This window comes from Pseudoalteromonas gelatinilytica, assembly GCF_001641615.1.
GTDB lineage: Bacteria > Pseudomonadota > Gammaproteobacteria > Enterobacterales > Alteromonadaceae > Pseudoalteromonas > Pseudoalteromonas gelatinilytica.
Genome location: NZ_LRRU01000016.1, coordinates 108,412 through 133,928, shown reverse-complemented (window position 1 = coordinate 133,928; position 25,517 = coordinate 108,412). Strand labels below are relative to the sequence as shown.

The following is a 25,517-nucleotide window of genomic DNA, read 5'->3' as shown; positions in this document are numbered from 1 at the left end:
ATGGCAAAAGAAAAGTTTGAACGCGTAAAACCGCACGTAAACGTTGGTACAATCGGCCACGTTGACCACGGTAAAACAACTCTAACAGCAGCAATCACAAACGTACTTGCGAAAGCATACGGTGGTCAAGCTAAAGACTTCGCATCAATCGATAACGCTCCAGAAGAGCGTGAGCGTGGTATCACAATCTCAACTTCACACGTTGAGTACGATACTCCAACTCGTCACTACGCACACGTAGACTGTCCAGGACACGCCGATTATGTTAAAAACATGATCACTGGTGCTGCTCAAATGGACGGCGCAATCCTAGTAGTTGCTGCGACTGACGGTCCTATGCCACAAACTCGTGAGCACATCCTACTTTCTCGTCAGGTTGGCGTACCTTACATCATCGTATTCATGAACAAATGTGACATGGTTGATGACGAAGAGCTACTTGAGCTAGTAGAAATGGAAGTTCGTGAACTTCTTTCTGAGTACGATTTCCCAGGTGACGACTTACCTCTAATCCAAGGTTCTGCTCTTAAAGCACTAGAAGGCGAAGAGCAATGGGAAGCGAAAATCATTGAACTAGCAGAAGCGCTAGATTCATACATCCCAGAGCCAGAGCGTGACATCGATAAGCCATTCATCATGCCTATCGAAGACGTATTCTCAATCCAAGGTCGTGGTACTGTTGTAACTGGCCGTGTTGAAGCTGGTATCATCAACGTGAATGACGAAGTTGAAATCGTAGGTATCAAAGAAACTACGAAGACAACTTGTACAGGTGTTGAGATGTTCCGTAAGCTTCTAGACGAAGGTCGTGCGGGTGAGAACATCGGTGCACTACTACGTGGTACTAAGCGTGAAGACGTTGAGCGTGGTCAAGTACTTTGTAAGCCTGGTTCAATCAAGCCACACACTAAATTCACTTCAGAAGTATACGTACTTTCTAAAGATGAAGGTGGTCGTCACACTCCTTTCTTCAAAGGTTACCGTCCACAGTTCTACTTCCGTACAACTGACGTAACAGGTGACGTACAGTTACCAGAAGGCGTAGAAATGGTAATGCCTGGTGACAACATCAAGATGACTGTAGAGTTAATCTGCCCAATCGCGATGGACGAAGGTTTACGCTTCGCTATCCGTGAAGGTGGCCGTACAGTTGGTGCTGGTGTTGTTGCAACTATCGTTGAGTAATCAACTATAGTAATGCATCAAGCATTAAGAAAAACCCGAGCTTAGTCTCGGGTTTTTTTATGGGTGAAGAAAAGCTCTCAGCTATAAGTTTTATGTAGTTTAGAGTGAAAGGCTAATCTGCCGCCTTCAAATTCCCAATGGACGAAGGTTTACGCTTCGCTATCCGTGAAGGTGGCCGTACAGTTGGTGCTGGTGTTGTTGCAACTATCGTTGAGTAATATCAACAGATAGAGCTTCACAGCTTATAAAAAGGTCGCCTAGGCGGCCTTTTTTAATGCCTGTAGAAAAGCTATCAGCTGTCAGACGTCAGATTAGATCGAGAGGGTTGTTTTTTAAACAGAGTTTCTTTGAATTCTGTTGTCATTGGTTAAATTTTTACAATTTGCCACTTTTTCATTTTCCTAACGCTTTATCTAGTTCTTCTCTTGAGTGAGAGCTTTTGAGGTTTCCTGCCATGATTTCGTAAACTTTTGCATTACTGTTGTTGCCGGCTTTTGTAGCTCAGAAAATTGGCTAACCAGGTCTGTGCTAGGAAAATTGCGAATATAATCAATATGATTGGTTTGTAGTAACTTTTGTAAATGCACTTTATAATGGGAATTTAACTCAAAACTATATAGGGAAGTAATGATCAAGGGTATTTTACTAGGGGCAGTGAGTTTATTGCCTAGCTTAAGTCATGCGGCAATCGTTGGTGAATTTTTAATCGGAAAAACAAAGAATAAATATCATACATATCAAGATTATGACTTAGGGGATAGTTACTCCTCTTCTCTTGATTCAGACTCTTTTGGTTTTAGATTGGGTTATGAATTTAGTGAGTATTTATCAATAGAAGTTGCGAAGCATGAGCATGGAGAGTCAGTCAATGAGTATACAGTGACTATCCCTGCTCAATTCCCAGGTGATTATGAAACCTCTTGGGATGTAAGAGTTCCAATAGAGGTTGAGTCAATTAGGCTTGGTGCAAAAGGAAAGTTTGAGGTTTATCAAGATTTCTTTATTAATGCTAGAGTAGGGATTGCTCATTGGGAGTACAAAGATGCTAACCCTGCTCACCTTGTACCAACGGAAAATATTAATGAGAAAGAGAGTGGTAATGATATTTATGGGGCTTTAGGCTTCGACTATCAATTTACAGATCACTTTTTCTTGGGTTTTGAATACTCAGTGTTAGGTATTAAAGAATCTAAAGAATACGACTACAGTGGGGTTGTTAAGTATAAACATGACATTCAGGATCTTTCTATTGTACTTGGCTGGAGATTTTAAGCTGTGTAGGAAAGTTTAGCTAAGTACAAACATCTAAAGCGGAGTTTATATATTTGCCTTTGAATATAGCGCTATATTATTGGGTTTAACACAAGGTATTAGCTCAAAATTATTTACTCTATTGACTAGTATCGCTTGCTGTTGCTTTTCAAGTTTTAATTCTGCGCTAAGTAGCTCTTTGCGAATGGTGGGGTAGTCTGAAATCTCGGCTTGAATGGTTTTAAGGTAGGCGCGTGTGGCTCTTAGGGGCTGTAAAGCCTGTTGATCAAATGTAGCAATGCACAATTCAAGCTCACTCAGTTGAGAGGGGGTTACAGCCAGCTCTAAAGAATCAAGATAATAAAGCAGCAGGCAAAGGTTCACATTTTTGCCTTGCTGGTCTTGATAGCCTAGTAGCTTGGTTTGCATGCCGTCTTTGCTGTAAAGCTGACATGCAAACTGCCAAAACTGTTCGCTGTTAAGCGGTTTCATAGGCAAAGGCCTGCTCTTTTTCTTCAAGCTCTTCAAGTGCCATAAGCAGCTCTTCTTCAACGTTATTAAGCTTTGGGGTTAAGCTTGCTTGCTTAGTGAGTAGCTCTGTCAGTTTTGCTTTATTCTCATCACTGTATAAATCATTGTCGGCAAGTGCGTTTTCGATTTCTCCAAGCTCTGTAGAGTACTTATCAAGTTGCTTTTCCAGCTTTTCGATTTGCTTTTTCAATGGTTGCACTGACTTTCTGAACTCAGCTTCTAAGCGCTTTTGCTCTTTGCGGTTAACGCTTGAATGTGCTTTAGGTGCATTGTCTTCAGGGCTTTTAGCGGCTTCTTTATTGGCATTCAGTAGCCATTGGTAATAGGCATCAAGGTCATAACCAAACTGTGTTACTTCGCCGTTATCAACGAGGTAATACTCATCAGCGGTGTTTTTAAGCATGTGACGGTCGTGCGATACGGTCACCATAGCGCCTTCGAAGCCTTGTAGCGCCATCACTAAGGCATGACGCATTTCTAAATCTAGGTGGTTGGTTGGCTCATCCAGTAACAGTAGGTTTGGCTTTTGATATACCAGCATTGCTAGTACTAAACGGGCTTTTTCACCGCCAGAAAATGGCGCAACTGGTTCAAGTGCTTTATCGCCAAAGAATGCAAAGCCGCCTAAAAAGTCACGCAATGATTGCTCAGGAGCTTGTGGATTTAAACGTTGTAAATGGGTCACTGCACTGGCTTTTAAATCAAGTGACTCAAGCTGATGCTGCGCAAAGTAACCAATATTTAAGCCCTGATGCTGAAATACTTCACCTGCTTGAGGTTGCAAATCGCCAGCTAATAATTTAATCAGTGTTGATTTACCCGCACCATTTCGGCCAAGCAGCGCAATACGGCTACCCGGCACAAGGTTTAGCTTAATGCTGTGTAAAATGGTGGTGTCGCCATAGCCTGCTTTGGCTTGGTCGAGGGTCATTAACGGGTTTGGTAGCGCTGTTGGCTCGGCAAACTCAAAATCAAAAGGTGAGTCAACATGGGCTGGGGCTAACTTTTCCATCCGCTCTAGGGCTTTTACGCGGCTTTGTGCTTGCTTAGCCTTACTAGCTTTTGCTTTAAAGCGCGTAATGAACTTTTCTAGGTGAGCAATTTGTTCTTGTTGCTTTTCGAACATCGCTTGTTGTTGTAATAATCGCTCTGCTTTTTGGCGTTCGAATTGTGAGTAATTGCCTTTATAAACATTTATTTTTTGTGCGTCTATGTGCCAAATTTGGTCAACTACGGCATCTAAGAACTCTCGGTCATGGGAGATAAGCACTAGAGTGCCTGTGTAGGCTCGTAAAAAACGTTCTAACCAGTAAACCGCATCGAGATCTAAGTGGTTGGTTGGCTCATCCAGCAGTAATAAATCGGCATCACGAATAAGTGCTTGTGCTAAGTTTAAGCGCATACGCCAACCACCAGAAAAGGCACTCACTGGGTTGTCTATTTGCTCATTACTAAAACCTAAACCGTGTAATAGCTCACCAGCTTTTGCTTCAATGCTATAACCTTGAATATGTTCTAGGCCAATATGTGCTTTTGCCTGCGCATCGCCGTCGTTATTTTGCTCAGCTTCGCGAAGTGCAATTCTTAGCGCGTAATATTCAGGATGACCTTGTAATACATAATCGAGGGCACTGATTTCGAGCGCAGGTGTTTCTTGCTTTACAGAGGCAATTGACCAGTCTTTAGGAATTTGGCATTCGCCGGCATCGAGTTGCAATTCAGACTTTAGTAGCGCGAACAGCGTTGATTTACCACAGCCATTAGCGCCCACAAGGCCGACTTTATGCTCTGGGAATAAGGTGGCAGAAGCCCCTTTTAGTAAGGCGTTACCACCACGTAGAAGTTCGATGTCTGAAATTTGGATCATGAATGTTTACTTGCACAGCACTGATTAAATTGCCGCTATCATAACACGGATCACATTAGCCTTCGCAATCGTATCAAACAGAGAATTATTAGGCTAAAATAGCCGCCTACATGCCACGGGAGATCATCTATGAGACAAAGAAAACGCTTTATTGCTGGAGCATCGTGCCCTGAATGTAAGGCCATGGATACCATGATGCTTTATAAAGAACATGATGTGGAAAAAGTGGAGTGCGTACAGTGTGGTCACAAAATGACGCAACCAGAGCAGGCAGTTCAGGCCTCAACGCGTCAATTCGAACAAGTGATTGGTGTGTTCAAGCCGGGCGATTAATACCCGGCTCTATTCACCTGATTAATAATGAGGTGGAGGCGGCTCTTGAAGCTGTGACATTAAAGAAGGCTGCTGCGCTTCTTTAATCTTTTCTGCAAGTAACTCAGTCTGGCGTTTCATTTTTGCCAGCTGCTGTTGGTGCGCTTTAAGCTCATCATTCAATATTTCAATTGTTTCATCTTGAAAAGCGACTTTTGCTTCAAGTTCCATTAAACGATGTTCAATTGTATTCATTTGATTCTCTTAGATTAAAACTTTCAGCGAATCCGCTGGAGCTTTCGGTTAATAACGCTTGGTTGTTATCAGTAAACGCAACATCTAACACCACGGCTGATTTCGGGCGGCTTCCTTCTCGAGGAATCACTTGCCACGTATGTAACTTTTTACCTGACTCTAGCTGCCATAAATCGACCAATCGATTGGGTGAACCTGTTGCAAGTAAAGTGCCCTCATCATTAAAACGGACGGCGGTAAAAATTTTCTGACGCGCAATATACGCCAGTTTGCTAACAAGATCACCTGTAGTCAGTTGCCATACATTTGCTTGCTTCATACTGTCTGCGGTAAATGCGTATCGACCTTGTGGATCAAGGGCAACTTGAGTAACGCGACTTGGGTGGTTAAAGCGATGGATCACTTGCCCTGTGCGAGTGTCCCAAAAGTAAGCTACATAGTCATTTGAGCCGCTTATGGCGTAGTGGCCGTTAGGTGAAAGGTCAACAACATTGACTTTTTCTTGGTGGCCAAGGAACTCTATGCGTCTGCCACTCTCTAAGTCGAGGTAAACGACTACACCGTCGGCGCGGCCATATAACACACTGCGCCCTTGGTTACTTATCGCGATATCTCGAATTGTTGAGGCGTGTATTTTGTAATAACCCGTGTTGTTGCCCGTGGCAATGTCCCACACTGCAAAGGTGGACTTTTCAGCGGTCACTGCATGGCTATTGTCGTAAGAGATAGCAACAGTATGAACCAAGCTATCTTGATTTTGTTGTTGAAACCATTGGTATTTTAGCACCTGTTGTTGATTATCCCACAGTGCGACCCCATGGTGTATTGATGAGATTAAGCTGTATTTGCCATCGTGCGACAGCGCACTAGCGAAGGCACCTTTAGCCGCATGCTCATAGCGTGCAGTTGATTGCTCATGTTGCTCAGAGCACGCTACAACTAAGCAAAGGCTGAGCAGATACAAAAAAGTACGAAATATCGACATATTACGAGTATTTCCCCTTAACTCTTAGTGATTGAGAGGTTAGACTAGGTCTCGTTGAAGGCCTAGGTTGTTAGTCTAATCGCTGATCATGCATAAGCATGACATTAGTTATTAGACAAGCAGCCTACCATGTAGGTCGTTAATCTTTAACTAGTAATAATACAATAATTGACAACTGCAAAGTGTGTCGGAGATATAAAATGAGAAAGACGATTAAATTGTCATTGATTGCAGCGTCAGTTTTAGCGCTTACAGCTTGTAATCAGGAAGCAAAAAAAGAACAGCAAGTTGAAGTTAAACTAGAGACTGAAGCTCAGCAACAAGCATACGGTATTGGTGCGTCTGTTGGTAACTTCTTAAACCAAGACCTTGCTGATAAAAAAGCGTTAGGTGTTGAACTAGACGAAGCGCTTCTTAAGCGTGGTTTTGAAGACGCGCTAGCAGGTAACGCTAAACTTGATGACGAAAAAATTCGTGAAGTGTTAACGGCGCTTGACCAAAGCATTCGCACTAAACAACAAGAAAAAGCGAAAGTAGAAGCTGAGAAGAGCAAAGCTGAAGGCGAAAAATTCCTAGCTGAAAACGCGAAGAAAGAAGGCGTGACAGTAACTGAATCTGGCCTACAGTACGAAGTGATCACTGAAGGTGAAGGCGAAAAGCCAGTAGCAACTGACGTTGTTAAAGTACACTACAAAGGCACTTTATTAGACGGTACTGAGTTCGATAGCTCTTACTCACGTAACGAACCAACTACGTTCCCACTTAATCGTGTGATCCCAGGTTGGACTGAAGGTTTACAATTAATGCCAGTTGGCTCTAAGTACAAGTTCACTATTCCATCTGAACTTGCATATGGCGAGCGTGATCTTGGTAAGATCCCAGCTAACTCAACGCTTGTTTTCGAAGTAGAATTACTTGAAATCCAAAGCGATGACAAAGCTGTACCAGCTGAGTAATATTAAACTCAATAAAAAAGGGCCGATTGGCCCTTTTTTTACGCATGAAGTTTATTAACTAAATGCCGTTTCTTTCATTTTTAATGTGCCACTATCAGCATCAAGCTCAACCACAGTGCCAACAGGCAAGATAAATTGGCGCTTAATATGGCCAATCATAGCTCCACGATAAGCAGGAATTTCCAGCGGTTTTATATAATCTGCAAAAATATCGTCAAGGGTTAAAGAGCCATAACCACGGCCAGGCTTACAGTCATTACAATCGCCAAACACAAAGCCCGCAATTTTATCAAGTGCGCCCATGAGTTTGAGTGTGCTCATCATTCTGTCAATTCGATACGGCGCTTCGTCGATATCTTCTAAAAATAAAATTGCGCCATTAAAGTCAGGTAAATAATTCGATCCTGCAAGGGCTGTCAGTACCGTTAAGTTACCGCCGATTAATCGTCCAGAGGCTTTACCTGATGTGATTGTTTGGGTCAGGTACTGAGTGTTAACAAGCTCATCATCGGCTTTTGGTAAGTTTTGGAAATGCATCAACTTACGCGCTTCGAACATGTTCTTAAATTGCGCGACATGAAACGGGTTCCAGTCACTCGATGCATTTGGGCCATGGAAGCTGATTAGCCCAGCTTGAGAGAGTAGTGCATTGTGTAGAGCGGTAATGTCCGAATAGCCCATCAGAGGTTTTGGGTTGTTACGGATCATTGCGTAGTCGAGCAAAGGTAAAATACGGGCAGCGCCTGAACCGCCACGTAAACACAAAATGGCATCAACCTCTTTGTCACTGAATAAACTGTTTAAATCGCCGGCTCGCATTACATCAGTGCCAGCTAAATGACCGCGTCTTGCTAAAATGTTTGGTGCAAGCTTAGCCTTGTAACCCAGCGCCTCTATAACGCCTTTTGCTAGTATGATATCAGCCTGTTCAGCAGTGGCAGCTGACGGGCTACACACACCAATTGTGCCGCCTTTTTCCAGCGCTTTTGGCTTAATTAATGTTTGGGTACTGCTATTCTGAGCAGCCATTAAAGGAGCTGATGTTATACTTGCGCCAGCAGCAAGGATTGAAAGTGACTTTAAAAATGACCGTTTATTCATAGCGAGCCTCATGTTTTTATAGTATGAGTATCGCATTGAAGAAAATATTTCAAATATTTGTTACGAATGGAATAGATGATTCTTTTTAGGCAGGCAAAAAAGGTGTTTTTCAGCAGAGAGTGTTTCTCTGCTGTGCAACTAAGCTGTTAGCTGGTGTGATTAGAATAAAGGTTATCGATTAACTCATCTTCTAATTCAAAGCGTAATTCAAGCGCTTCACCTAATGTTGATAAATCTTTATCAAACTCATCAAGCAAGTCATCTTTGTCAACTTCTGCGTATTTGTCGTTAAAGTCGAGTGCTACATCTGTGGTTTCAGAAATGCGCGGGTATAAGGCATTAGCCAGCTTTTGGCTTTCAGGACCTTTTTCTTCACACGCTTTGGCAATGTCGTCGTAAATTTCGAAATGGCCAGCAGAAAGGTAATCCATCAGAATTTGGCAAAAGTTTTGAATTTGCAGTTGATCAGGAAGGGCGTGATCTTTCTTTTCGTACGGTGAAAAGCCTGCAATACGGCAGAACAACACAAGCAGCTCTTGACGTTCTGTGAGCCATTTGTCGATTACAGAGTGACTACCACCCCATTTTTGTTGAGCTTTTTCCAAACGCGTCAGCATATTTCATCTCCTCGCTGAGTAGGTTTTCCTTTGTATATATAAAAAGGAAATATGACACAAAGATCAACTAAATTCTTAGTGTCTAATTGCAACAGATTGTAAAAGTCATTCTAAAGACATATTTTTCAGCGCTGAATAGGCCAAAAAATAACCTTGTTTTTAGAGTGGACTTTTTTTGCTCTCATTGCAGTGTATGGGAATTGATTCAAAACTACTAGTATTAATTTTGCAATTTTTATCTAAGCGGAGGAGTTGTAATTTGCTGATTTAGAAAAGAAAAAACCACCAAAATTGGTGGTTTAATTCTTTTTCTAAGACTTGTTAAAACAAGCGTTCTTATTATTATGGGAAGATTGTTGTTCTTATTGTTATAAGATTTTTATTATTGTTTTTGTTAACGCGGGATAAGTTATACCAAGCTTTTTTGTATGTTGCAAATTTATTAATAGAAAGTTTTAAATTTATTTTGTTTTCGCTAAAAAAACACACTATAGGCTTAGGTTGGCTTAAAAAACATGATCTATATCTAGCCTTGATTATCTATCCATAGTGAGACGCGCAATATGGTGATACAATCTGCTCAATTTCATTCAGTTCTAGGATTCTATACGCATGAGCGAATTAAAAAACGATCGTTATTTACGTGCACTACAAAAGCAACCTGTTGATGTCACACCGGTATGGATGATGCGCCAAGCTGGCCGTTATTTACCTGAGTACCGTGCTACACGTGCCCAAGCAGGCGACTTTATGAGTTTATGTAAAAACGCTGAACTTGCTTGTGAAGTAACGTTACAGCCATTACGTCGTTATCCGCTTGATGCTGCAATTCTATTCAGTGATATTTTAACTATTCCTGATGCTATGGGCTTAGGTCTTTACTTTGAAACAGGTGAAGGTCCGAAATTTGAACGTCCGATTTCTTCATTAGCAGATGTTAAAAAAATCCCAAAAATCGATCCAACTGATGAGCTTGGTTATGTAATGAATGCGGTAAGTACGATTCGCCGCGAATTAAAAGGTGAAGTACCGCTAATTGGTTTCTCTGGTTCACCTTGGACACTTGCTACTTACATGGTTGAAGGTGGTAGCAGCAAAACATTCGGTAAAATCAAGAAAATGGCCTTTGCAGAACCACAAACACTGCACCTATTACTTGATAAGTTAGCGGACTCAGTAATCGACTATTTAAACGCGCAAGTTAAAGCGGGCGCGCAATCGTTAATGGTATTTGACTCATGGGGCGGTGTATTAAGCCCACGTGATTACAATGAGTTTTCATTACAATACATGCACAAGATTGTTGATGGCTTAATTCGCGAACATGATGGCCGTAAAGTACCAGTGACGTTATTTACTAAAAATGGTGGTCAGTGGATTGAAGCAATTGCAGCAACAGGCTGTGATGCAGTAGGTCTAGACTGGACTATTAACATCGGTGATGCAAAGCGTCGTGTTGGCGATAAAGTAGCGCTGCAAGGTAACATGGACCCAGCAATGCTGCATGGTACGCCTGAGCGCATTCGCCAAGAAGTTGCCACTATCCTAGAAGACTTTGGTACAGGTTCTGGCCATGTGTTCAACCTAGGTCACGGTATTACACCAGATGTAGACCCAGAAAACGCAGGTGTATTTATCAACGCTGTTCATGAATTCAGTGGTAAATACCACAAATAAGCAAAAGCTAATCGTAAAAAAGCCCGCATTAAGCGGGCTTTTTTATTTACTTAAACAAACGATTTAAACCATTTAATGCAGCTACGCGATAGGCTTCAGCCATAGTCGGGTAGTTGAACGTGGTATTTACAAAGTAATCAATGTTATTACCGCCGTTCTTTTGTTCCATAATAGCTTGACCGATGTGAACGATTTCAGAGGCACGCTCACCGAAGCAGTGCACACCCAGTACTTCTTTGGTATCAACATGGAATAAAATCTTTAAGCTACCCACCTCAGTGCCAGCAATTTGCGCACGCGCTAAATGCTTAAATTGAGCACGGCCTACCTCGTAAGGGACTTTTGCAGCAGTTAACTCTTGCTCGGTTTTACCCACTGAGCTCATTTCAGGGATTGTATAAATACCTGCTGGGATATCAATGATCAGCTTTTCATCACAGTTACCACATGCAATCGCATCGGCTGCAATACGGCCTTGGTCAAATGCCGCACTGGCAAGGCTTGGGTAACCAATGACATCACCCACAGCATAAATGTTGTCGACTTCTGTTTGGTATGTTTCGTTCACCTTAAGCTGGCCACGACCATCTGCTTTTAAGCCCACGGCTTCAAGGTTTAATGTGTCTGTGTTACCCGTACGGCCATTGGCAAATAAAATACAGTCAGCTTTTACGCGCTTACCTGATTTTAAGTGCATTACCACACAATCATCGCGAGTTTCTACGCGATCAAACTCTTCATTATGACGAATAACAATGCCGCTATTCCAAAAGTGATAGCTCAGAGCATCTGAAATTTCTGCATCCATAAAGGCAAGTAAGCGGTCACGGGTATTCACTAGGTCAACCTTGGCGCCTAAACCTTTAAAAATAGAGGCATACTCACAACCAATTACACCAGCACCATAAATCAGCACACGATGAGGGTCATCTTCAAGGCCTAAAATGGTATCGCTGTCGTAAATACGTGGATGTTTAAAGTCTACACCCGGTGGACGATAAGGGCGCGAGCCAGTAGCAATAACGATTGTTTGTGCAGTAAGCGTTTCAAATGAACCGTCTAGGTGCGTTACTTTAATGGTGTGTTTATCAATAAACTCAGCATCACCTTGATACATATGAATGCGGTTACGTTCATAAAAGCTGCTACGTAAATTAGATTGCTTTGAGATGACGTTACTTGCGTGGCGCAAAATATCTGGGAAAGTTAAGCGGTTAGGGCGCTCACTAATATTAAATAGCGGGTTTGCTTTATATTCAATATAACGACTTACAGAGTGACGTAATGCTTTTGACGGGATAGTACCCCAGTGCACACAACCGCCACCTACTGCTTCTTGACGCTCAATAACAGCGACTTTTTTGTTACTTTTAGATAGGTTCATGGCGGTACCTTCACCGCCAGGACCTGTACCTATGATGATCGCATCATATTGATAAGATGGAGTATCTTTTTGCTTTACTTGTTGTTTGGCCACAGCCGCTCCTATGTTAACTAAAAGAGGCTTTTAACAACCTCGCATTTAGTGCAAGCCAAGCCTGCTTTTGGTTTTCCCAAGCGGCTTCAAGCTCGTGATATTGTGTCATTAATGCTGATTTTTCACACTGTTTCATCATTTTATTACGTTTGATTTCTAACACGCGCCTTTGCAAGGCACAGAAGTGTTGCAGTTTTTTCAGCAGTAAATCGTACTCAGATTGTAATAATGTAAGCTTATCTTGCGCTAAAGGCAATTTTGCAAGGCGACCTTGGGTCTTACTCATCAAGGTTTCTGCTTTGGCTTTTTCGATTCGCTCAATCGGTGTGCGCTTTAATTTTGAAGCAAGACCGATTGCCGCTAAAGAGCGGATCATCCATTTAGTTGGATCATAGTGATACCACTTAATGCCATTGCGATAGTCGCTAGCAAAAATGTGGTGGAAGTTATGATAGCCTTCACCGTATGTGAATAGCGCTAAAAAGCCATTATCACGGGCAGTGTTTTTTTCTGTGTATGGACGTGAGCCCCAGATATGCGCCAGCGAGTTGATAAAAAAGGTAAAGTGCTGGCTCAATACTAAGCGCAGTAAACCAACCAATAATAACATGCCCCATACATCGCCAAGCATTAAACCAAGTAGTAAAGGAATACCAAAATTAGTCGCGACGACTAACTTCATATAGTGACGGTGTTGCCACATAACGACTTTGTTTTTTTGTAAGTCACGGCAGTTACTGTAGTTACCGTATTGCTCGCCTTGATAATCGCGCAGCATCCAACCGATGTGGCTATACCAAAAGCCATTAGTAGCGGCGTAAGGGTCTTTGATTGGATCATCAACTTGACCATGGTGAATACGGTGATCGCTACTCCAGTGCAAGGCGCTATTTTGTAATGCAAAAGCACCACCTAAGGCAAAAATCACTTCAATAACAGGATGCACATCATAGGCTTTGTGTGCCCACAAGCGGTGATAACCTGCAGTAATAGAAAGTCCGGCGTAGAACATACAGCCAACAAAGGCTATCCACTGTGTACTGGTGTATCCGTAGCTAAAGCCATACCAAGGAACAAGGGTGATCGCGGCCAAAAATGTAAGGCTAAAAAATAGCACATTGGTCCAAATAATCGGTGGTTTTTTCATCTGAATAAATCTCGGCGTACAGTTGTACGCTAAAATAGTGTTTCATTCTCTCCGCGTCAAGTATTAGACTGTCTCATTAACCGAAAAATCATTAAAAGTTCACGCTGGGAGTTTCCATGTCGGGTGTTAGAGCGCAACAGAAACAAAAAACACGACAAGCACTAATCGAAGCTGCATTCAATCAATTGAGTGCCGATCATAGTTTTTCTAATTTAAGTTTGCGTGAAGTTGCCCGTGAAGCAGGGATTGCCCCCACCTCTTTTTACCGCCACTTTAAAGACATGAATGAGCTCGGTTTGACCATGGTTGATGAAGCCGGTTTGACACTTCGCCAACTTATGCGCCAAGCGCGTCGCCGTATTGAGAGCGGCGGTAGTGTGATCACGACATCAATCGTGACCTTTATGGAGTTTATCGATAACTCGAGCAACCAATTTAGATTGTTATTGCGTGAGCGCTCAGGAACTTCAAAAGCATTTCGCGCTGCGGTTGCTCGTGAAATTAAACATTTCATTTTAGAGCTTGCGCATTACCTTGAAAGCGAAACTCCGTGCGACCCAACTCATGCATATATTCAAGCCGAAGCCATGGTGACTTTAGTATTTAACGCCGGTGCCGAAGCCCTCGATATTGAAGGGACACAACGTGAAGAACTGGTTGAACGCTTGATCTGGCAATTACGCTATATTGCTCGCGGTGCCACTTTGTATGGCCGTGATAGTAAAGGTAGTGTAGAAAAAACAGCCTAAAGCATGGTGGATTTTTGTTCCCATTTTGTGTATCGTTTTTTGTTTAAATCAGTAACTGAATTCTAAATAGTCAGTTACGCCACAAAATGAATAAATAGCGAGGACGCATATGCTCACCAAGGATCCGGTGAATGATACTCATGCCCATTTTTTAGAACAGAGTGAAGAAACAACGGTAAAAAACAGCCCAAGCTTTCGGGAGCTGAGCCGCAGTTTGTTATACTCGTTACCGAAACATGTGCAAAAGAAAATTCAAGATAACTTGTTTGGCGTATTAGACGCTCATCAGGTCTCACAATTTCGAGATGACAAACGCTGCCAGTTTTGGATTAACCAAAATGGTTGGAAGCGAGTTCCCTACAGTCAGTTTCGCCATGTCTATAGCCGAATTGCGCTATACCCAAAAAGCGCCACTATTTCAAAGAACCATAGCTCAGAGGCTGCTAGCAATGCAACATCAGCTGATTTAAGAGATCAACAAGCTAGGCTATTACAAAGCAATGGCTGTGAGGGACAACCCAACAGGATAGATCAACACATAACTTATACTCGTCGTGTTATCCGCCCAACAGCAACTCAGCAATTTCAACCTACGTTAGCTCTTTATAAGCCTGTTGCAAATAGTAAGGTAGAGTTAAAAGCATCTCACCAAGTTCGGCAAAATTTTACAACCCATGTGCTCCAAGCATCTGAAACGGTAGAAATGTTAGCTCAACAATATACAGGCTATAAAAATGCGAACCTTATTTATGATTACAATTTGGGGTTTAGTCGTGCTAAGCCCGCACCGGTAGGTACTGGATTGATAGTTCCCAATGGTTGGAAATTAAATATAGAAGGCTCCTGCAGTAATTGCCGCAGTATAGATATAGTTTGGCAAGGGCCTACAAATGGTCAAATTACATTGCAATTAGAAAAAAAGCGCCCAGATGAAATATCGTTTTGGCAGCATTATTTTGTTGTGAAGCCAGGTGTTTATGCTGTCACTGTGAGTGCGTCAGGTCTTGTGGAAACCACCTCTTTTACAGTGCTTCAACCAACACAAGAATATGAAATTGAATTGCTTGATCAAGCAGGTAACCCACAGGCAAACATGGGCTATAAAATTCGCTTGCGTAATGGGCATGTAGTCAGTGGAGTATTAGATAGTAAGGGTTATGCCCACGTATCAGGTCCTGACTTTGAAAATGCTAAAATAAGTTTTCATGAGTTAGATGACAAAGACTGGCAGGTGGCCAGCCCTTCCCGTAATGAATAAATTTATAAGGATATAATTTATGACCTTACAACATACTGTGTCGCAAGGCGAAACCTTGCTACGCATTGCTCGTCAATATGGGTTTAGAACCTCTAATGGTCTTTACTTGCATCCGCTTAATGCTGAGTTTCGTTCATTAAGGCCTGAACCTAACCAAATTTACCCCGGCGACGTAATTGCTATTCCAGCAAAAGTTGAAAAATTCATGCCACTGAAAACAGGTAGTAAAAACTCTTTTATGGTGCGTGATGAAAAAGAATTCTTTCGTTTAAAACTAGCTTACGAAAATGGCGAGCAAATTACGGGAAAGCGCATTGTACTGAATATCGCAGGGCAAACAATTGATACCGTCATAGCAGAAGATGGCTTAATTGAAGTAGAGCTCACCGAAAATGAAACGCTTACAGGGCAAGTAGATTTATATCTCAATGACGAAGACACCACACCAACAAAGAGTTTTGCTATTCAAGTTGGGCACTTAGACCCTATTGAAACCTTGTCAGGAGTGCAAGGGCGTTGCAATTTACTTGGGTTTGATTGTGGGAAGGTTGATGGAATTAATGGATCAAAAACACAAACAGGTGTTAAAGCTTTTCAGCTTGCACAGCAGTTGCAAGTTGATGGCATAGCAGGGCCTATTACTAAACGTCGTCTTGTTGACGTATACGGAGCATAAGTAATGAGCCAAGCAATGCCAATGGCAGTAAACCTTGTTAATACACTTGTTATTAATACCGGTGCGGGTGCAACAACAAAGCATATTATTGTAAAAGTACTGGGCGATGTTGATGTAGAAATACAGCTATTTTCACAAGGCAACAAGGTCGTAGTTGAAAAACAAGCAGCGCAGCACTACCGTTTTAATAACCTGTCGCAAGATACACCTTATACACTCAAAGCAATTGTTGCTGGTAAGGCCGAGTTTACTCTTGTTAATGAGCAGCAATTTGCAGACTATTTTAATTCAAACATGGTAAAGTCATTCAATATTGGTAGTAAGGGCGGCCCGCAACTACTTCAACATAAAATTTTACCGAAAGGCCATGTAGAACTCACCTTACTTGCCGAACCGCCTTGCTTTGGGGTGTTTTTTGATGGCACAGGTAATAACCGTTTTAACGACATACAAGACTCAACAGACAGCAAAGAGCCCACGAATGTTGTTAAGTTGTTTGAGTTATATCCATTTCAAACCTATAAATCTCGGTATTATGCCGAAGGGATAGGCACTAAAGCGAATAAAAAAGACTCAACACTAGATATGGGCTTGGCGTTTAGTTTTGATGAGCGCATAAAAAAATCTTTAATATCATTGAACCGTTTTATAAGGAACAGTAATTTTGAGCACATTAGCATCGCTTTAATTGATGTATTTGGCTTTAGCCGAGGTGCAGCCCAAGCCCGAGCGTTTGTTAATCAGGTCAATGCAATTTATCAACATAAGCCAAATTATTGGGGCGGCATTAAGCCTGTTATTCGTTTTGTGGGCTTATTTGATAGTGTTGCATCTATTGGCGGCGATGGCGATAACAACCACAGTGAGTTTTACGCCGATGACGAACTTGACTACCCCGTTAATTTAAATTTAGCGAGCAGCAGTGCCGGGTATGTGATGCACTTAGCTGCGTTTGATGAAAAGCGCGATAAATTCCCTCTTAGCTCATTACTCAATAGTAATAAGCAGCTATCAGAAAACCACAAAGAAATTGAGCTGCCTGGCGTGCACTCAGATATAGGTGGCGGTTATGGCCCCGTTGAAACGAGCATTCTTTACCCTCGGCAGTATATTGCGGGCCAAGCCGGTGAGCCAGAGCACGACAAAGAACTCGTACAGCTTAAACAGTCACTTGAACAAAAATATTATTGGCCAACAATTAATATTCAATTTAAAGCAAGCCGGCCAAGAATAAACCGACAACCAAAGCGAATTTGGAATAAATCAGAAAATACAATTTACACCAGCTACAGGCCGTATTGGCGCCGTAAATTAAGTAATATTCTACCGCATTATAGTTTAGCGCTAATGCACGAAACGGCTGTAAATCAAGGGGTGCCGTTGCAAAACCTAGCAGAGCTTGCCAACCGCAAGCAAGCCGATGGTCAGGCTTTTCCTTATGTTTTACCAAGCGAGCTTAAATCGCTTGTAGATACAGCGCGCAGTTTTGGCCCGCAAAGTGATGCCTGGCATGCTTTATACAAAGACTACATTCACCATAGTGTTAAATACGCGGCAACGATTGATGCGATAGCTCACGGCCCCGAAGAAGAAGCAGAATTTACCACCAAAAACCAACAGCGCGAGCTTTTTTATAACCAGCCAAGTCAAGCTGAAACAAGCTCACAATGGCAATCACAACTAATAAATGGATACCGACTATGGACAAGTTTATAAAACCACTCATCTCAATTGTATATGCTTTGTTTTTAGCCGGTTGCTCGTCAACGGGAAAAATAGATTATATGGTCGTATCTGGCTCAACTGATGAAGGTAATGATATTTTTGCTACATTAGTAAAATTTGATGAGCGGTGGAGTGTCCCTGCAGGTGCAATGTCGTGTTGCCGAGCTACGGCAGGTGCAATGGCCGGAGTTTATGAGCAAAAATTCCCGGAAAAAGTTGAAGTTGAATGGCTCGATAAATCAGAAAATAGAATTTACTACGGTGAAGTGGCCATAGATAAGGTGGGGTATAAATTAGCTAAAAACTTACCTAATTTTAGTTATTACACAGGTGAAGTTGAGGACGAGATTTTTCCCTACCTAATTATTGGCATGGGTGAGACAGGTGAAATAAAAGTGTGGATATCAAATACACCTTCAGCAGGATTCACAGGCCGTGTATTACATGAACTTGGCTCTGGGCAAGCGCAATGGCGCGAGAATAAATAAAAACCGACTATGGACAAGTTTATAAAACCACTCATCTCAATTGCATGTGCTTTGTTTTTAGCCGGTTGCTCGTCAACGGGAAAAATAGATTACATGGTAGCAGGCGTAGGCACTGAGAATGGGAATGCTATTTGGGGGCGCTCAGTGGTATTTGATGATACATGGGGCATACCATCAGGAGCAATTGAGTGTTGTTATGCTGAGGCTGGTGGTACAGTCAGTTTGTACGACCAAAAATTCCCGGAAAAAGTGGCGGTTGAATGGCTCGATAAATCAGAAAATAGAATTTATTACGGTGAAGTGGCCATAGATAAGGCGGGATATAAATTAGCTAAAAACTTACCCCCATTCACTGCGCACACAGGTAAAGTTTTTAACGATGTAAAACCTTATTTAATTATTGGTATGGGTGAGACCGGTGAAATAAAAGTGTGGATATCAAATACACCTTCAGCAGGGTTCACAGGCCGTGTATTACATGAACTTGGCTCAGGGCAAGCGCAATGGCGCGAGAATAATTAAAAATGCATTTAGTTACTATGGACAAGTTTATAAAACCACTCATCTCAATTGCATGTGCTTTGTTTTTGGCCGGTTGTTCGTCAACGGGAAAAATAGATTACATGGTTGCAGGAGGTGCGACACAAAAAGGTAACCAAATTTGGGTGCAGGCAATTACTTTTGATGATAGTTGGGGGGTTCCTATGGGAAGCCTCGGTTGTTGTTGGGAAAGTGCAGGCAAAACAAGTGGTGTATACGACCAAAAATTCCCAGAAAAAGTGGTAGTTGAGTGGCTCGATAAATCAGAAAATAGAATTTATTACGGTGAAGTAGCCATAGATAAGGCTGGGTATAAATTAGCTAAAACCTTACCTGCTTATACATGGGTAAGCACAGGAGAGATAGAAACAAATATAACCCCTTACTTGATTATTGGTATGGGAGAAACTGGCGAGATTAAGGTTTGGTTATCAAATACAAGCTCAGAAATGAATAGGGTTGGTCGTGTATTACATGAACTTGGCTCTGGGCAAGCGCAATGGCGCGAGAATAAATAAAAACCGACTATGGACAAGTTTATAAAACCACTCATCTCAATTGTATGTGCTTTGTTTTTAGCCGGTTGCTCGTCAACGGGAAAAATAGATTACATGGTTGCAGGAGGTGCGACACAAAAAGGTAACCAAATTTGGGTGCAGGCAATTACTTTTGATGATAGTTGGGGGGTTCCTATGGGAAGCCTCGGTTGTTGTTGGGAAAGTGCAGGCAAAACAAGTGGTGTATACGACCAAAAATTCCCAGAAAAAGTGGTAGTTGAGTGGCTCGATAAATCAGAAAATAGAATTTACTACGGTGAAGTGGCCATAGATAAGGTGGGGTATAAATTAGCTAAAAACTTACCTAATTTTAGTTATTACACAGGTGAAGTTGAGGACGAGATTTTTCCCTACCTAATTATTGGCATGGGTGAGACAGGTGAAATAAAAGTGTGGATATCAAATACACCTTCAGCAGGATTCACAGGCCGTGTATTACATGAACTTGGCTCTGGGCAAGCGCAATGGCGCGAGAATAAATAAAAACCGACTATGGATAAGTTTATAAAACCACTCATCTCAATTGCATGTGCTTTGCTCATAGCTGGTTGCTCGTCAACGGGAAAAATAGATTACATGGTAGCAGGCGTAGGCACTGAGAGTGGAAATGCTATTTGGGGGCGCTCAGTGGTATTTGATGATACATGGGGCATACCATCAGGGGCAGTTGAGTGTTGTTATGCTGAGGCTGGCGGTACAGTCAGTTTGTACGACCAAAAGTTCCCCGAAAAAGTGGCGATTGAATGGCTCGATAAATCAGAAAATAGAATTTATTACGGTGAAGTGGCCATAGATAAAGCGGGATATAAATTAGCTAAAAACTTACCTAGATACACCGTTGTGAGCACTGGGCGCAAAGCAAAAGAAATCATACCTTATTTAATAATAGGAATGAGCGAGACAGGCGAAATTAACGTTTGGCTATCCAATGCGCCCTCGGGAAGAAATAGAACTGATCGTGTATTACATGAACTTGGCTCTGGTCAAGCGCAATGGCGTGAGAATCAATGATGTTTTTAGATCACCTCACTAAATAATTAGATTTTTTCCTCGTACTGTTACTTTATGTGTATGTGATAACTATCACATTTAAAAGTTAATCTAAGCAATAGAAGCTTTACCTTCCGAAACTTTAAACGTTCAATGCATTCAATTAGGTTTAATTAACCTTTAAAGTGTGCTTTTGTGGATTTTTAATTTCAGTAAGGCGATTTAAAAATCGATTTTGTGGAAAAATTATGCTTGCAAGCTGGTTTTTTGAATGTTAAAAATACAGCCACTGAACACACATTTAGTAAATTAAGATGCAAATTACACATTCAATTACATTAAAACTAAACCTCTTACTGCTTAAATCAGTGAGCGGGGCTTAGTGTATTTGCATTTGTAGAACATTAAAAAACCCCGCAACCGCGGGGTTTTTTTTATCTCGCTAATGGGTCATTGGGAACGAGGACAGTTTATGAAAGATAAGGTTTGGATTTTTGACACAACGTTACGTGATGGTGAGCAAGCATTAAAAGCAAGCCTAACCGAAGACGACAAAATTCAACTTGCGCATACCATTAGCCGCTTAAATGTGGATGTAATGGAAGTGGGTTTTCCGGTATCTAGCCCGGCAGATTTTCGCTCTGTACAGCGCATTGCGACTGAAGTGAAAGGGCCGATTATTTGTGGCTTAGCACGTGCTGTAGCAAAAGATATTGAAGCATGTGGTGAAGCACTTCGCCCGGCAGAGCAGGGCCGTATTCATACATTTATTGCAACCAGCCCATTACACCTTGAGCACAAATTACGTATGAGCTTAGACGATGCAACAGCGATGGCTGTTAAGTCGATTAAACTTGCGCGTAACTACACCGATGACGTTGAGTTTTCGTGTGAAGATGCAGGTCGTACACCGCATTGGGATTTATGCCGTATCGTTGAAAGTGCTATTGATGCCGGTGCATCAACTATCAACTTACCTGACACCGTAGGCTATGTAACGCCAGACGAATACGCTGCGATGATCCACCACTTAATGAACAATGTACCAAATATCGACAAGGCGCGTTTAAGCGTGCATTGCCATAACGATTTAGGTTTAGCGGTTGCTAACTCAATCGCTGCAGTACAAGCCGGTGCTCGCCAAATCGAATGTACAATAAATGGCATTGGTGAGCGCGCAGGTAACTGTTCGCTTGAAGAAGTGGCGATGATCATGAAGATGCGTGAAGACCACTTAAAAGTGCATACCGATATTCGCAGTGAAGAAATTTACCGTGCTTCGCGTCAAGTCGCGAAGATTTGTAATATGCCAGTACAACCAAACAAAGCAATTGTTGGTGAAAATGCCTTTGCACACAGTTCAGGGATCCACCAAGACGGCGTATTAAAAGCCCAAAACACTTACGAAATAATGTCGCCAGAAAGTGTCGGTGTACCTAATAACCAATTAAACATGACTTCGCGTTCAGGTCGTCATGTTATTGAGCATCGTTTAGAAGAGTTAGGCTATCAAAAATCTGATTACGATATGGATAGCTTATATGAGAGTTTCTTAGCATTAGCAGACCAAAAAGGCACTGTGTATGACTATGATTTAGAAGCGATGATTTACTTTAATCAAATCAAAGATAAAGACGAAAAGTATCAACTTGAGTTTGTTAACTCTACGTCTAACTCACAATCAGTGGCGAGCTCAACAATCGGCATGACAATTGATGGCGAGTCTAAGCAAGAGGCAGCAACGGGTAATGGTCCTGTAGAAGCATCATTCTTAGCAATTGAGCGCTTAACGGGTATGTCGGTCGAAATGATTGAATACAACCTAGAAGCAACAGGCCAAGGTGCCAGCTCACTAGGACAAGTGAATATTATCGCTAAATACGATGGTCGCCCATATCACGGCGCGGGCATTGCAGCGGATGTGGTTGAAGCGTCGGTACGCGCTATGATCCGCGTTTATAACTTAATTTATCGTGCACAAAAAGTGTCTGATTTAAAACAACAGAGGAAAGCAGGATGAGTCAATCGAATTACAGTATCGCAGTATTAGCAGGCGACGGGATTGGTCCAGAAGTTATGGCAGCAGCAGAAACCGTCTTGGATGCTGTGAGCGAAAAATTTGGTTTTACTTTGACTCGTCATCACCACGCAATTGGTGGTGCAGCCATTGATGAATTTGGTCAGGCACTGCCGCAAAGCACACTGAGTGCCTGCGAAAATGCCGATGCGATTTTATTTGGCTCGGTAGGCGGCCCTAAGTGGGAAAACTTACCACCGAATGAGCAACCTGAGCGAGCTTCACTATTGCCACTACGTAAGCATTTTGGTTTGTTCTGTAATTTACGCCCAGCACAATTATTACCAGCACTAAGTGCTGCATCACCGCTACGTGCAGATATCAGTGCACAAGGCTTTGATATCTTATGTGTTCGTGAGCTAACCGGTGGTATTTATTTCGGTGAAAAAGGCCGCAGTGGCGAAGGGGAACAAGAAGTTGCTTTCGATACCCAAACATATTCACGTAAAGAAATTGAGCGCATCGCACGCTTTGCATTTGAAGCTGCTAAGTTGCGTAGTAATCATGTTACTTCGGTTGATAAAGCGAATGTATTAGCGTCAAGTGTACTTTGGCGTGAAGTGGTCACTGAAGTGAGTAAAGACTACCCAGAAGTGAGCCTTGACTACATTTATGTTGATAACGCGGCAATGCAATTAGTTAAACAGCCAAGTCAGTTTGATGTATTACTTTGCGATAACTTATTTGGCGACATTCTGTCTGATGAGTGCGCGATGATCACCGGCTCTATGGGCTTATTACCATCAGCGAGTTTAAATCAGTCTGGCTTTGGTTTATATGAACCTGCTGGTGGCTCAGCACCAGATATCGCTGGCAAAGGGGTTGCAAACCCTATCGCACAAATTTTAAGTGCTGCGCTTATGCTGCGTTATTCTCTAGGGCAAGATGAAGCGGCTCGTACGATTGAAAAAGCGGTAGCAGAAGCGGTTGAAGCAGGTGTTGGTACGCCAGATATCTACCCAAATGCAGGGTACACCACTAGTGATGTTGCTGCGGCAATTGTGGCACGTATTTAATTAAAAATTGTTTGCGCTGAGCTCGTCACTCAGCGTAACTAAAATGAGGGAATAGCAAGTGGCCCAAACCTTATACGATAAAATTTGGCAAGCTCATGTAGTCGCCAGCATAAATGATCAAACCGATTTACTTTATATCGACCGTCACCTAGTTCATGAAGTTACATCGCCGCAAGCCTTTGCGGGTTTACGTGAGAAAAACCGCAAAGTACGTTGCCCAGAAAAAACCTTTGCGACCATGGACCATAACGTTTCAACAAAAAGTCGCTCATTAGATGCTGCGAGTGAAGTGTCGAAAAATCAATTAATGGCACTGGATGCAAACTGTAAAGAGTTTGGTATTCAACTTTATGATTTAAATTCGATTAATCAAGGTATTGTGCATGTAATGGGGCCTGAACAGGGTATTACCTTACCGGGCACAACCATAGTGTGTGGTGACAGCCATACCTCTACCCACGGTGCATTTGGCGCACTAGCGCACGGTATTGGTACTTCAGAAGTTGAGCATGTTCTAGCCACTCAAACGCTACAGCAGAAAAAAGCCAAGTCATTAAAAATTCAAATTAATGGTCGCCTGCGCCCAACTGTTACTGCAAAAGATTTAATCATGGCGGTGATCGGTAAATTAGGCACTGCGGGTGGTACTGGCTATGTTGCTGAGTTTTGTGGCGAAGGGATCGAAGCGCTGTCTATGGAAGCGCGTATGACGCTTTGTAATATGAGTATTGAAATGGGCGCAAAAGCGGGTTTAATCGCACCAGATCAAACAACTTATGATTATTTAAAAGGTCGCCCATTTGCACCACAAGGTGCTGACTTTGATAGTGCCGTTGCCTACTGGCAAACACTAAAAACTGATGAAGGCGCAGAGTTTGATCATGTTGTTGAATTAGAGGCCGCTGATATTCAACCGCAAATTACTTGGGGTACCAGCCCTGAGCAAGTGATTGGCGTAGATGAATGTATTCCTGATCCTGAGCAAGAACCAGATTTAATCAAAGCTGATGCGATTCGTAGTGCACTAAAATATATGGGTTTAAAAGCCGGTGATAAATTGTCTTCTGCGACTGTAGATACCGTATTTATTGGCTCATGTACAAATAGCCGAATTGAAGATTTACGTGCTGCTGCGCAAATTGTTGAAGGTAAGCAGGTTGCAGCGGGTGTTGAAGCGCTGATTGTTCCTGGTTCTGGCCTTGTAAAAAAACAAGCCGAAGACGAAGGTCTTGCAGATATCTTCAAAGCAGCTGGCTTTGAATGGCGTGAGCCAGGTTGTTCAATGTGCTTAGCAATGAATGACGACAGATTAGAAGCCGGCAAACGCTGTGCGTCGACATCAAATCGTAACTTTGAAGGACGCCAAGGTCGTGGTGGACGCACTCACTTAGTGAGCCCAGCAATGGCTGCGGCAGCGGCAATTCATGGTCGTTTTGTTGATATCAGAGGAGAAGCCTAATGAGCGTATTTTTTAGTGGCTTAATGGCCCCGTTAGATAAAAACAATGTTGATACTGACCAAATTATTCCAAAGCAGTTTTTAACGTCGACCAGCCGTGATGGCTTTGATGCGGCGCTTTTCTACGATTGGCGTTATTTAGATAACGGCGAGCCAAACCCTGAGTTTATTTTGAACCGCCCTTGTTACCAAGGTGCGCAAATTCTTTTAACTCGCGACAATTTTGGTTGTGGTTCATCGCGTGAGCACGCGCCATGGGCATTAAAGCAATATGGTTTTGAAGTGATCTTAGCGGAAAGCTTTGCTGATATTTTCTTTAATAACTGTGGCAATAACCAAATGCTTGCTATCGCATTACCTGCAGAAACACTTGAGCAATTATTTGTGCTGAGTGAACAGCATGATGATATTCATATCGAAGTTGATTTAGAAAACCAACAACTTCGTAGCGATAAGTTTGACACTATTCACTTTGATATTCGCCATGACATTAAAGAGCGTTTATTAAGCGGCTTAGACTTTATCGGTGTGACTGAAACACTTAACAGCCAAATTGATGCCTTTGAGCAGCAACTTGCAGCAGAACGCCCTTGGCAATAACCTGTTTTTTCCATGTGAACCT

26 protein-coding genes and 1 pseudogene are annotated in these 25,517 nt (G+C 42.3%); 19 read left to right on the top strand and 8 right to left on the bottom strand.

Annotated elements, in window-relative coordinates; translation table 11 throughout:
- The 3 genes and pseudogenes from tuf (at position 1) to NH153_RS07635 (ending at position 2,457) form a co-directional block, all read left to right on the top strand.
- Positions 1 to 1,185: an elongation factor Tu gene (gene tuf / locus NH153_RS07640; protein ID WP_063702537.1), complete on the top strand. Its 1,185-nt coding sequence runs from the start codon at positions 1 to 3 to the stop codon at positions 1,183 to 1,185.
- Positions 1,186 to 1,322: 137 nt separating this feature from the next.
- Positions 1,323 to 1,403: pseudogene (locus NH153_RS22050) on the top strand (EF-Tu C-terminal domain-related protein); the annotation flags it as partial.
- Between the two features lie 409 nt (positions 1,404 to 1,812).
- Positions 1,813 to 2,457 carry an outer membrane beta-barrel protein gene (locus NH153_RS07635; RefSeq protein ID WP_082874014.1) on the top strand — a complete coding sequence of 215 codons (645 nt, stop codon included), beginning with the start codon at positions 1,813 to 1,815 and terminating at the stop codon, positions 2,455 to 2,457.
- Between the two features lie 45 nt (positions 2,458 to 2,502).
- On the opposite strand, the gene NH153_RS07630 is transcribed toward NH153_RS07635, so the two are convergent.
- The gene (locus NH153_RS07630; protein ID WP_063702535.1) at positions 2,503 to 2,928 is read right to left on the bottom strand and encodes a TIGR02444 family protein; all 426 of its coding nucleotides are present in this window, start codon (positions 2,926 to 2,928) and stop codon (positions 2,503 to 2,505) included.
- Positions 2,915 to 4,834: an ATP-binding cassette domain-containing protein gene (locus NH153_RS07625; RefSeq protein WP_063702533.1), complete on the bottom strand. Its 1,920-nt coding sequence runs from the start codon at positions 4,832 to 4,834 to the stop codon at positions 2,915 to 2,917. The genes NH153_RS07630 and NH153_RS07625 overlap by 14 nt, the downstream gene beginning before the upstream one ends.
- Positions 4,835 to 4,963: 129 nt before the next feature.
- On the opposite strand from NH153_RS07625, the gene NH153_RS07620 reads away from it, so the two are divergent.
- Positions 4,964 to 5,167: a YheV family putative zinc ribbon protein gene (locus NH153_RS07620; RefSeq protein ID WP_054554491.1), complete on the top strand. Its 204-nt coding sequence runs from the start codon at positions 4,964 to 4,966 to the stop codon at positions 5,165 to 5,167.
- Between the two features lie 21 nt (positions 5,168 to 5,188).
- Here NH153_RS07620 and NH153_RS07615 read toward each other — a convergent pair whose 3' ends face one another.
- Entirely contained in the window at positions 5,189 to 5,401 is a 213-nt protein-coding gene (locus NH153_RS07615; RefSeq protein ID WP_063702531.1) for a SlyX family protein, read from the bottom strand.
- On the bottom strand, positions 5,388 to 6,386 hold the full coding sequence (locus NH153_RS07610) for a WD40 repeat domain-containing protein (RefSeq protein ID WP_063702529.1): 999 nt from the start codon (positions 6,384 to 6,386) through the stop codon (positions 5,388 to 5,390). Before NH153_RS07610 ends, NH153_RS07615 begins: the two co-directional genes overlap by 14 nt.
- A gap of 200 nt (positions 6,387 to 6,586) precedes the next feature.
- Between NH153_RS07610 and fkpA the strand changes: the two genes are divergently transcribed.
- Positions 6,587 to 7,342 carry an FKBP-type peptidyl-prolyl cis-trans isomerase gene (fkpA, locus tag NH153_RS07605; RefSeq protein ID WP_063702527.1) on the top strand — a complete coding sequence of 252 codons (756 nt, stop codon included), beginning with the start codon at positions 6,587 to 6,589 and terminating at the stop codon, positions 7,340 to 7,342.
- Between the two features lie 54 nt (positions 7,343 to 7,396).
- Here the strand turns inward: fkpA and NH153_RS07600 are convergent, their stop codons facing one another.
- Positions 7,397 to 8,443: a S66 peptidase family protein gene (locus tag NH153_RS07600; protein ID WP_171038284.1), complete on the bottom strand. Its 1,047-nt coding sequence runs from the start codon at positions 8,441 to 8,443 to the stop codon at positions 7,397 to 7,399.
- 146 nt (positions 8,444 to 8,589) lie between these two features.
- Entirely contained in the window at positions 8,590 to 9,060 is a 471-nt protein-coding gene (locus tag NH153_RS07595) for an Rsd/AlgQ family anti-sigma factor (RefSeq protein WP_063702523.1), read from the bottom strand.
- A 612-nt stretch (positions 9,061 to 9,672) separates the two neighbouring features.
- On the opposite strand from NH153_RS07595, the gene hemE reads away from it, so the two are divergent.
- On the top strand, positions 9,673 to 10,737 hold the full coding sequence (hemE, locus tag NH153_RS07590) for a uroporphyrinogen decarboxylase (RefSeq protein WP_063702520.1): 1,065 nt from the start codon (positions 9,673 to 9,675) through the stop codon (positions 10,735 to 10,737).
- 46 nt (positions 10,738 to 10,783) lie between these two features.
- On the opposite strand, the gene sthA is transcribed toward hemE, so the two are convergent.
- Complete coding sequence (sthA, locus tag NH153_RS07585; protein ID WP_054562900.1) at positions 10,784 to 12,214, bottom strand: Si-specific NAD(P)(+) transhydrogenase; 1,431 nt, start codon at positions 12,212 to 12,214, stop codon at positions 10,784 to 10,786.
- Positions 12,215 to 12,227: 13 nt separating this feature from the next.
- Positions 12,228 to 13,361 (bottom strand): acyl-CoA desaturase, encoded by a 1,134-nt coding sequence (locus NH153_RS07580; protein ID WP_063702518.1) that lies wholly within the window; start codon positions 13,359 to 13,361, stop codon positions 12,228 to 12,230.
- Between the two features lie 116 nt (positions 13,362 to 13,477).
- On the opposite strand from NH153_RS07580, the gene fabR reads away from it, so the two are divergent.
- From fabR to leuD, 13 genes are all read left to right on the top strand, one after another.
- Positions 13,478 to 14,110 (top strand): HTH-type transcriptional repressor FabR, encoded by a 633-nt coding sequence (gene fabR / locus NH153_RS07575; protein WP_054554482.1) that lies wholly within the window; start codon positions 13,478 to 13,480, stop codon positions 14,108 to 14,110.
- A 238-nt stretch (positions 14,111 to 14,348) separates the two neighbouring features.
- Positions 14,349 to 15,368 (top strand): hypothetical protein, encoded by a 1,020-nt coding sequence (locus NH153_RS07570; RefSeq protein ID WP_240494360.1) that lies wholly within the window; start codon positions 14,349 to 14,351, stop codon positions 15,366 to 15,368.
- A 19-nt stretch (positions 15,369 to 15,387) separates the two neighbouring features.
- The gene (locus tag NH153_RS07565) at positions 15,388 to 16,044 is read left to right on the top strand and encodes a peptidoglycan-binding protein (RefSeq protein ID WP_063702514.1); all 657 of its coding nucleotides are present in this window, start codon (positions 15,388 to 15,390) and stop codon (positions 16,042 to 16,044) included.
- Between the two features lie 3 nt (positions 16,045 to 16,047).
- A complete protein-coding gene (locus NH153_RS07560) occupies positions 16,048 to 17,760 on the top strand; it encodes a T6SS phospholipase effector Tle1-like catalytic domain-containing protein (protein ID WP_063702512.1) in 1,713 nt (570 codons plus the stop codon).
- On the top strand, positions 17,745 to 18,257 hold the full coding sequence (locus NH153_RS07555) for a hypothetical protein (protein WP_063702510.1): 513 nt from the start codon (positions 17,745 to 17,747) through the stop codon (positions 18,255 to 18,257). The genes NH153_RS07560 and NH153_RS07555 overlap by 16 nt, the downstream gene beginning before the upstream one ends.
- A 9-nt stretch (positions 18,258 to 18,266) precedes the next feature.
- The gene (locus NH153_RS07550; protein ID WP_063702508.1) at positions 18,267 to 18,779 is read left to right on the top strand and encodes a hypothetical protein; all 513 of its coding nucleotides are present in this window, start codon (positions 18,267 to 18,269) and stop codon (positions 18,777 to 18,779) included.
- A gap of 2 nt (positions 18,780 to 18,781) precedes the next feature.
- Positions 18,782 to 19,315 (top strand): DUF2931 family protein, encoded by a 534-nt coding sequence (locus NH153_RS07545; protein ID WP_240494359.1) that lies wholly within the window; start codon positions 18,782 to 18,784, stop codon positions 19,313 to 19,315.
- Positions 19,316 to 19,324: 9 nt separating this feature from the next.
- The gene (locus NH153_RS07540) at positions 19,325 to 19,837 is read left to right on the top strand and encodes a hypothetical protein (RefSeq protein WP_063702506.1); all 513 of its coding nucleotides are present in this window, start codon (positions 19,325 to 19,327) and stop codon (positions 19,835 to 19,837) included.
- A gap of 9 nt (positions 19,838 to 19,846) precedes the next feature.
- A complete protein-coding gene (locus NH153_RS07535) occupies positions 19,847 to 20,365 on the top strand; it encodes a DUF2931 family protein (RefSeq protein WP_063702504.1) in 519 nt (172 codons plus the stop codon).
- A gap of 451 nt (positions 20,366 to 20,816) precedes the next feature.
- Positions 20,817 to 22,364 (top strand): 2-isopropylmalate synthase, encoded by a 1,548-nt coding sequence (gene leuA, locus NH153_RS07530; protein WP_063702502.1) that lies wholly within the window; start codon positions 20,817 to 20,819, stop codon positions 22,362 to 22,364.
- The gene (leuB, locus tag NH153_RS07525; RefSeq protein WP_063702500.1) at positions 22,361 to 23,437 is read left to right on the top strand and encodes a 3-isopropylmalate dehydrogenase; all 1,077 of its coding nucleotides are present in this window, start codon (positions 22,361 to 22,363) and stop codon (positions 23,435 to 23,437) included. Before leuA ends, leuB begins: the two co-directional genes overlap by 4 nt.
- 58 nt (positions 23,438 to 23,495) lie before the next feature.
- Positions 23,496 to 24,896, top strand: coding sequence for a 3-isopropylmalate dehydratase large subunit (leuC, locus tag NH153_RS07520; protein ID WP_063702498.1), 1,401 nt, complete (start codon positions 23,496 to 23,498; stop codon positions 24,894 to 24,896).
- Positions 24,896 to 25,495 (top strand): 3-isopropylmalate dehydratase small subunit, encoded by a 600-nt coding sequence (leuD, locus tag NH153_RS07515; protein ID WP_054562894.1) that lies wholly within the window; start codon positions 24,896 to 24,898, stop codon positions 25,493 to 25,495. Before leuC ends, leuD begins: the two co-directional genes overlap by 1 nt.
- Positions 25,496 to 25,517: the final 22 nt, after the last annotated feature.

Bases quoted from the DNA above. Each gene is read 5' to 3' on its own strand.
- NH153_RS07535 (WP_063702504.1), top strand. From the start codon at position 19,847: ATGGATAAGTTTATAAAACCACTCATCTCAATTGCATGTGCTTTGCTC.
- NH153_RS07560 (WP_063702512.1), top strand. From the start codon at position 16,048: ATGAGCCAAGCAATGCCAATGGCAGTAAACCTTGTTAATACACTTGTT.
- NH153_RS07550 (WP_063702508.1), top strand. From the start codon at position 18,267: ATGGACAAGTTTATAAAACCACTCATCTCAATTGCATGTGCTTTGTTT.
- NH153_RS07540 (WP_063702506.1), top strand. From the start codon at position 19,325: ATGGACAAGTTTATAAAACCACTCATCTCAATTGTATGTGCTTTGTTT.
- NH153_RS07635 (WP_082874014.1), top strand. From the start codon at position 1,813: ATGATCAAGGGTATTTTACTAGGGGCAGTGAGTTTATTGCCTAGCTTA.
- NH153_RS07555 (WP_063702510.1), top strand. From the start codon at position 17,745: ATGGACAAGTTTATAAAACCACTCATCTCAATTGTATATGCTTTGTTT.
- NH153_RS07620 (WP_054554491.1), top strand. From the start codon at position 4,964: ATGAGACAAAGAAAACGCTTTATTGCTGGAGCATCGTGCCCTGAATGT.
- leuA (WP_063702502.1), top strand. From the start codon at position 20,817: ATGAAAGATAAGGTTTGGATTTTTGACACAACGTTACGTGATGGTGAG.
- NH153_RS07545 (WP_240494359.1), top strand. From the start codon at position 18,782: ATGCATTTAGTTACTATGGACAAGTTTATAAAACCACTCATCTCAATT.
- leuB (WP_063702500.1), top strand. From the start codon at position 22,361: ATGAGTCAATCGAATTACAGTATCGCAGTATTAGCAGGCGACGGGATT.
- NH153_RS07600 (WP_171038284.1), bottom strand. From the start codon at position 8,443: ATGAATAAACGGTCATTTTTAAAGTCACTTTCAATCCTTGCTGCTGGC.
- NH153_RS07615 (WP_063702531.1), bottom strand. From the start codon at position 5,401: ATGAATACAATTGAACATCGTTTAATGGAACTTGAAGCAAAAGTCGCT.
- NH153_RS07565 (WP_063702514.1), top strand. From the start codon at position 15,388: ATGACCTTACAACATACTGTGTCGCAAGGCGAAACCTTGCTACGCATT.
- tuf (WP_063702537.1), top strand. From the start codon at position 1: ATGGCAAAAGAAAAGTTTGAACGCGTAAAACCGCACGTAAACGTTGGT.
- hemE (WP_063702520.1), top strand. From the start codon at position 9,673: ATGAGCGAATTAAAAAACGATCGTTATTTACGTGCACTACAAAAGCAA.
- NH153_RS07580 (WP_063702518.1), bottom strand. From the start codon at position 13,361: ATGAAAAAACCACCGATTATTTGGACCAATGTGCTATTTTTTAGCCTT.
- NH153_RS07595 (WP_063702523.1), bottom strand. From the start codon at position 9,060: ATGCTGACGCGTTTGGAAAAAGCTCAACAAAAATGGGGTGGTAGTCAC.
- NH153_RS07630 (WP_063702535.1), bottom strand. From the start codon at position 2,928: ATGAAACCGCTTAACAGCGAACAGTTTTGGCAGTTTGCATGTCAGCTT.
- NH153_RS07610 (WP_063702529.1), bottom strand. From the start codon at position 6,386: ATGTCGATATTTCGTACTTTTTTGTATCTGCTCAGCCTTTGCTTAGTT.
- leuD (WP_054562894.1), top strand. From the start codon at position 24,896: ATGAGCGTATTTTTTAGTGGCTTAATGGCCCCGTTAGATAAAAACAAT.
- fabR (WP_054554482.1), top strand. From the start codon at position 13,478: ATGTCGGGTGTTAGAGCGCAACAGAAACAAAAAACACGACAAGCACTA.
- NH153_RS07625 (WP_063702533.1), bottom strand. From the start codon at position 4,834: ATGATCCAAATTTCAGACATCGAACTTCTACGTGGTGGTAACGCCTTA.
- fkpA (WP_063702527.1), top strand. From the start codon at position 6,587: ATGAGAAAGACGATTAAATTGTCATTGATTGCAGCGTCAGTTTTAGCG.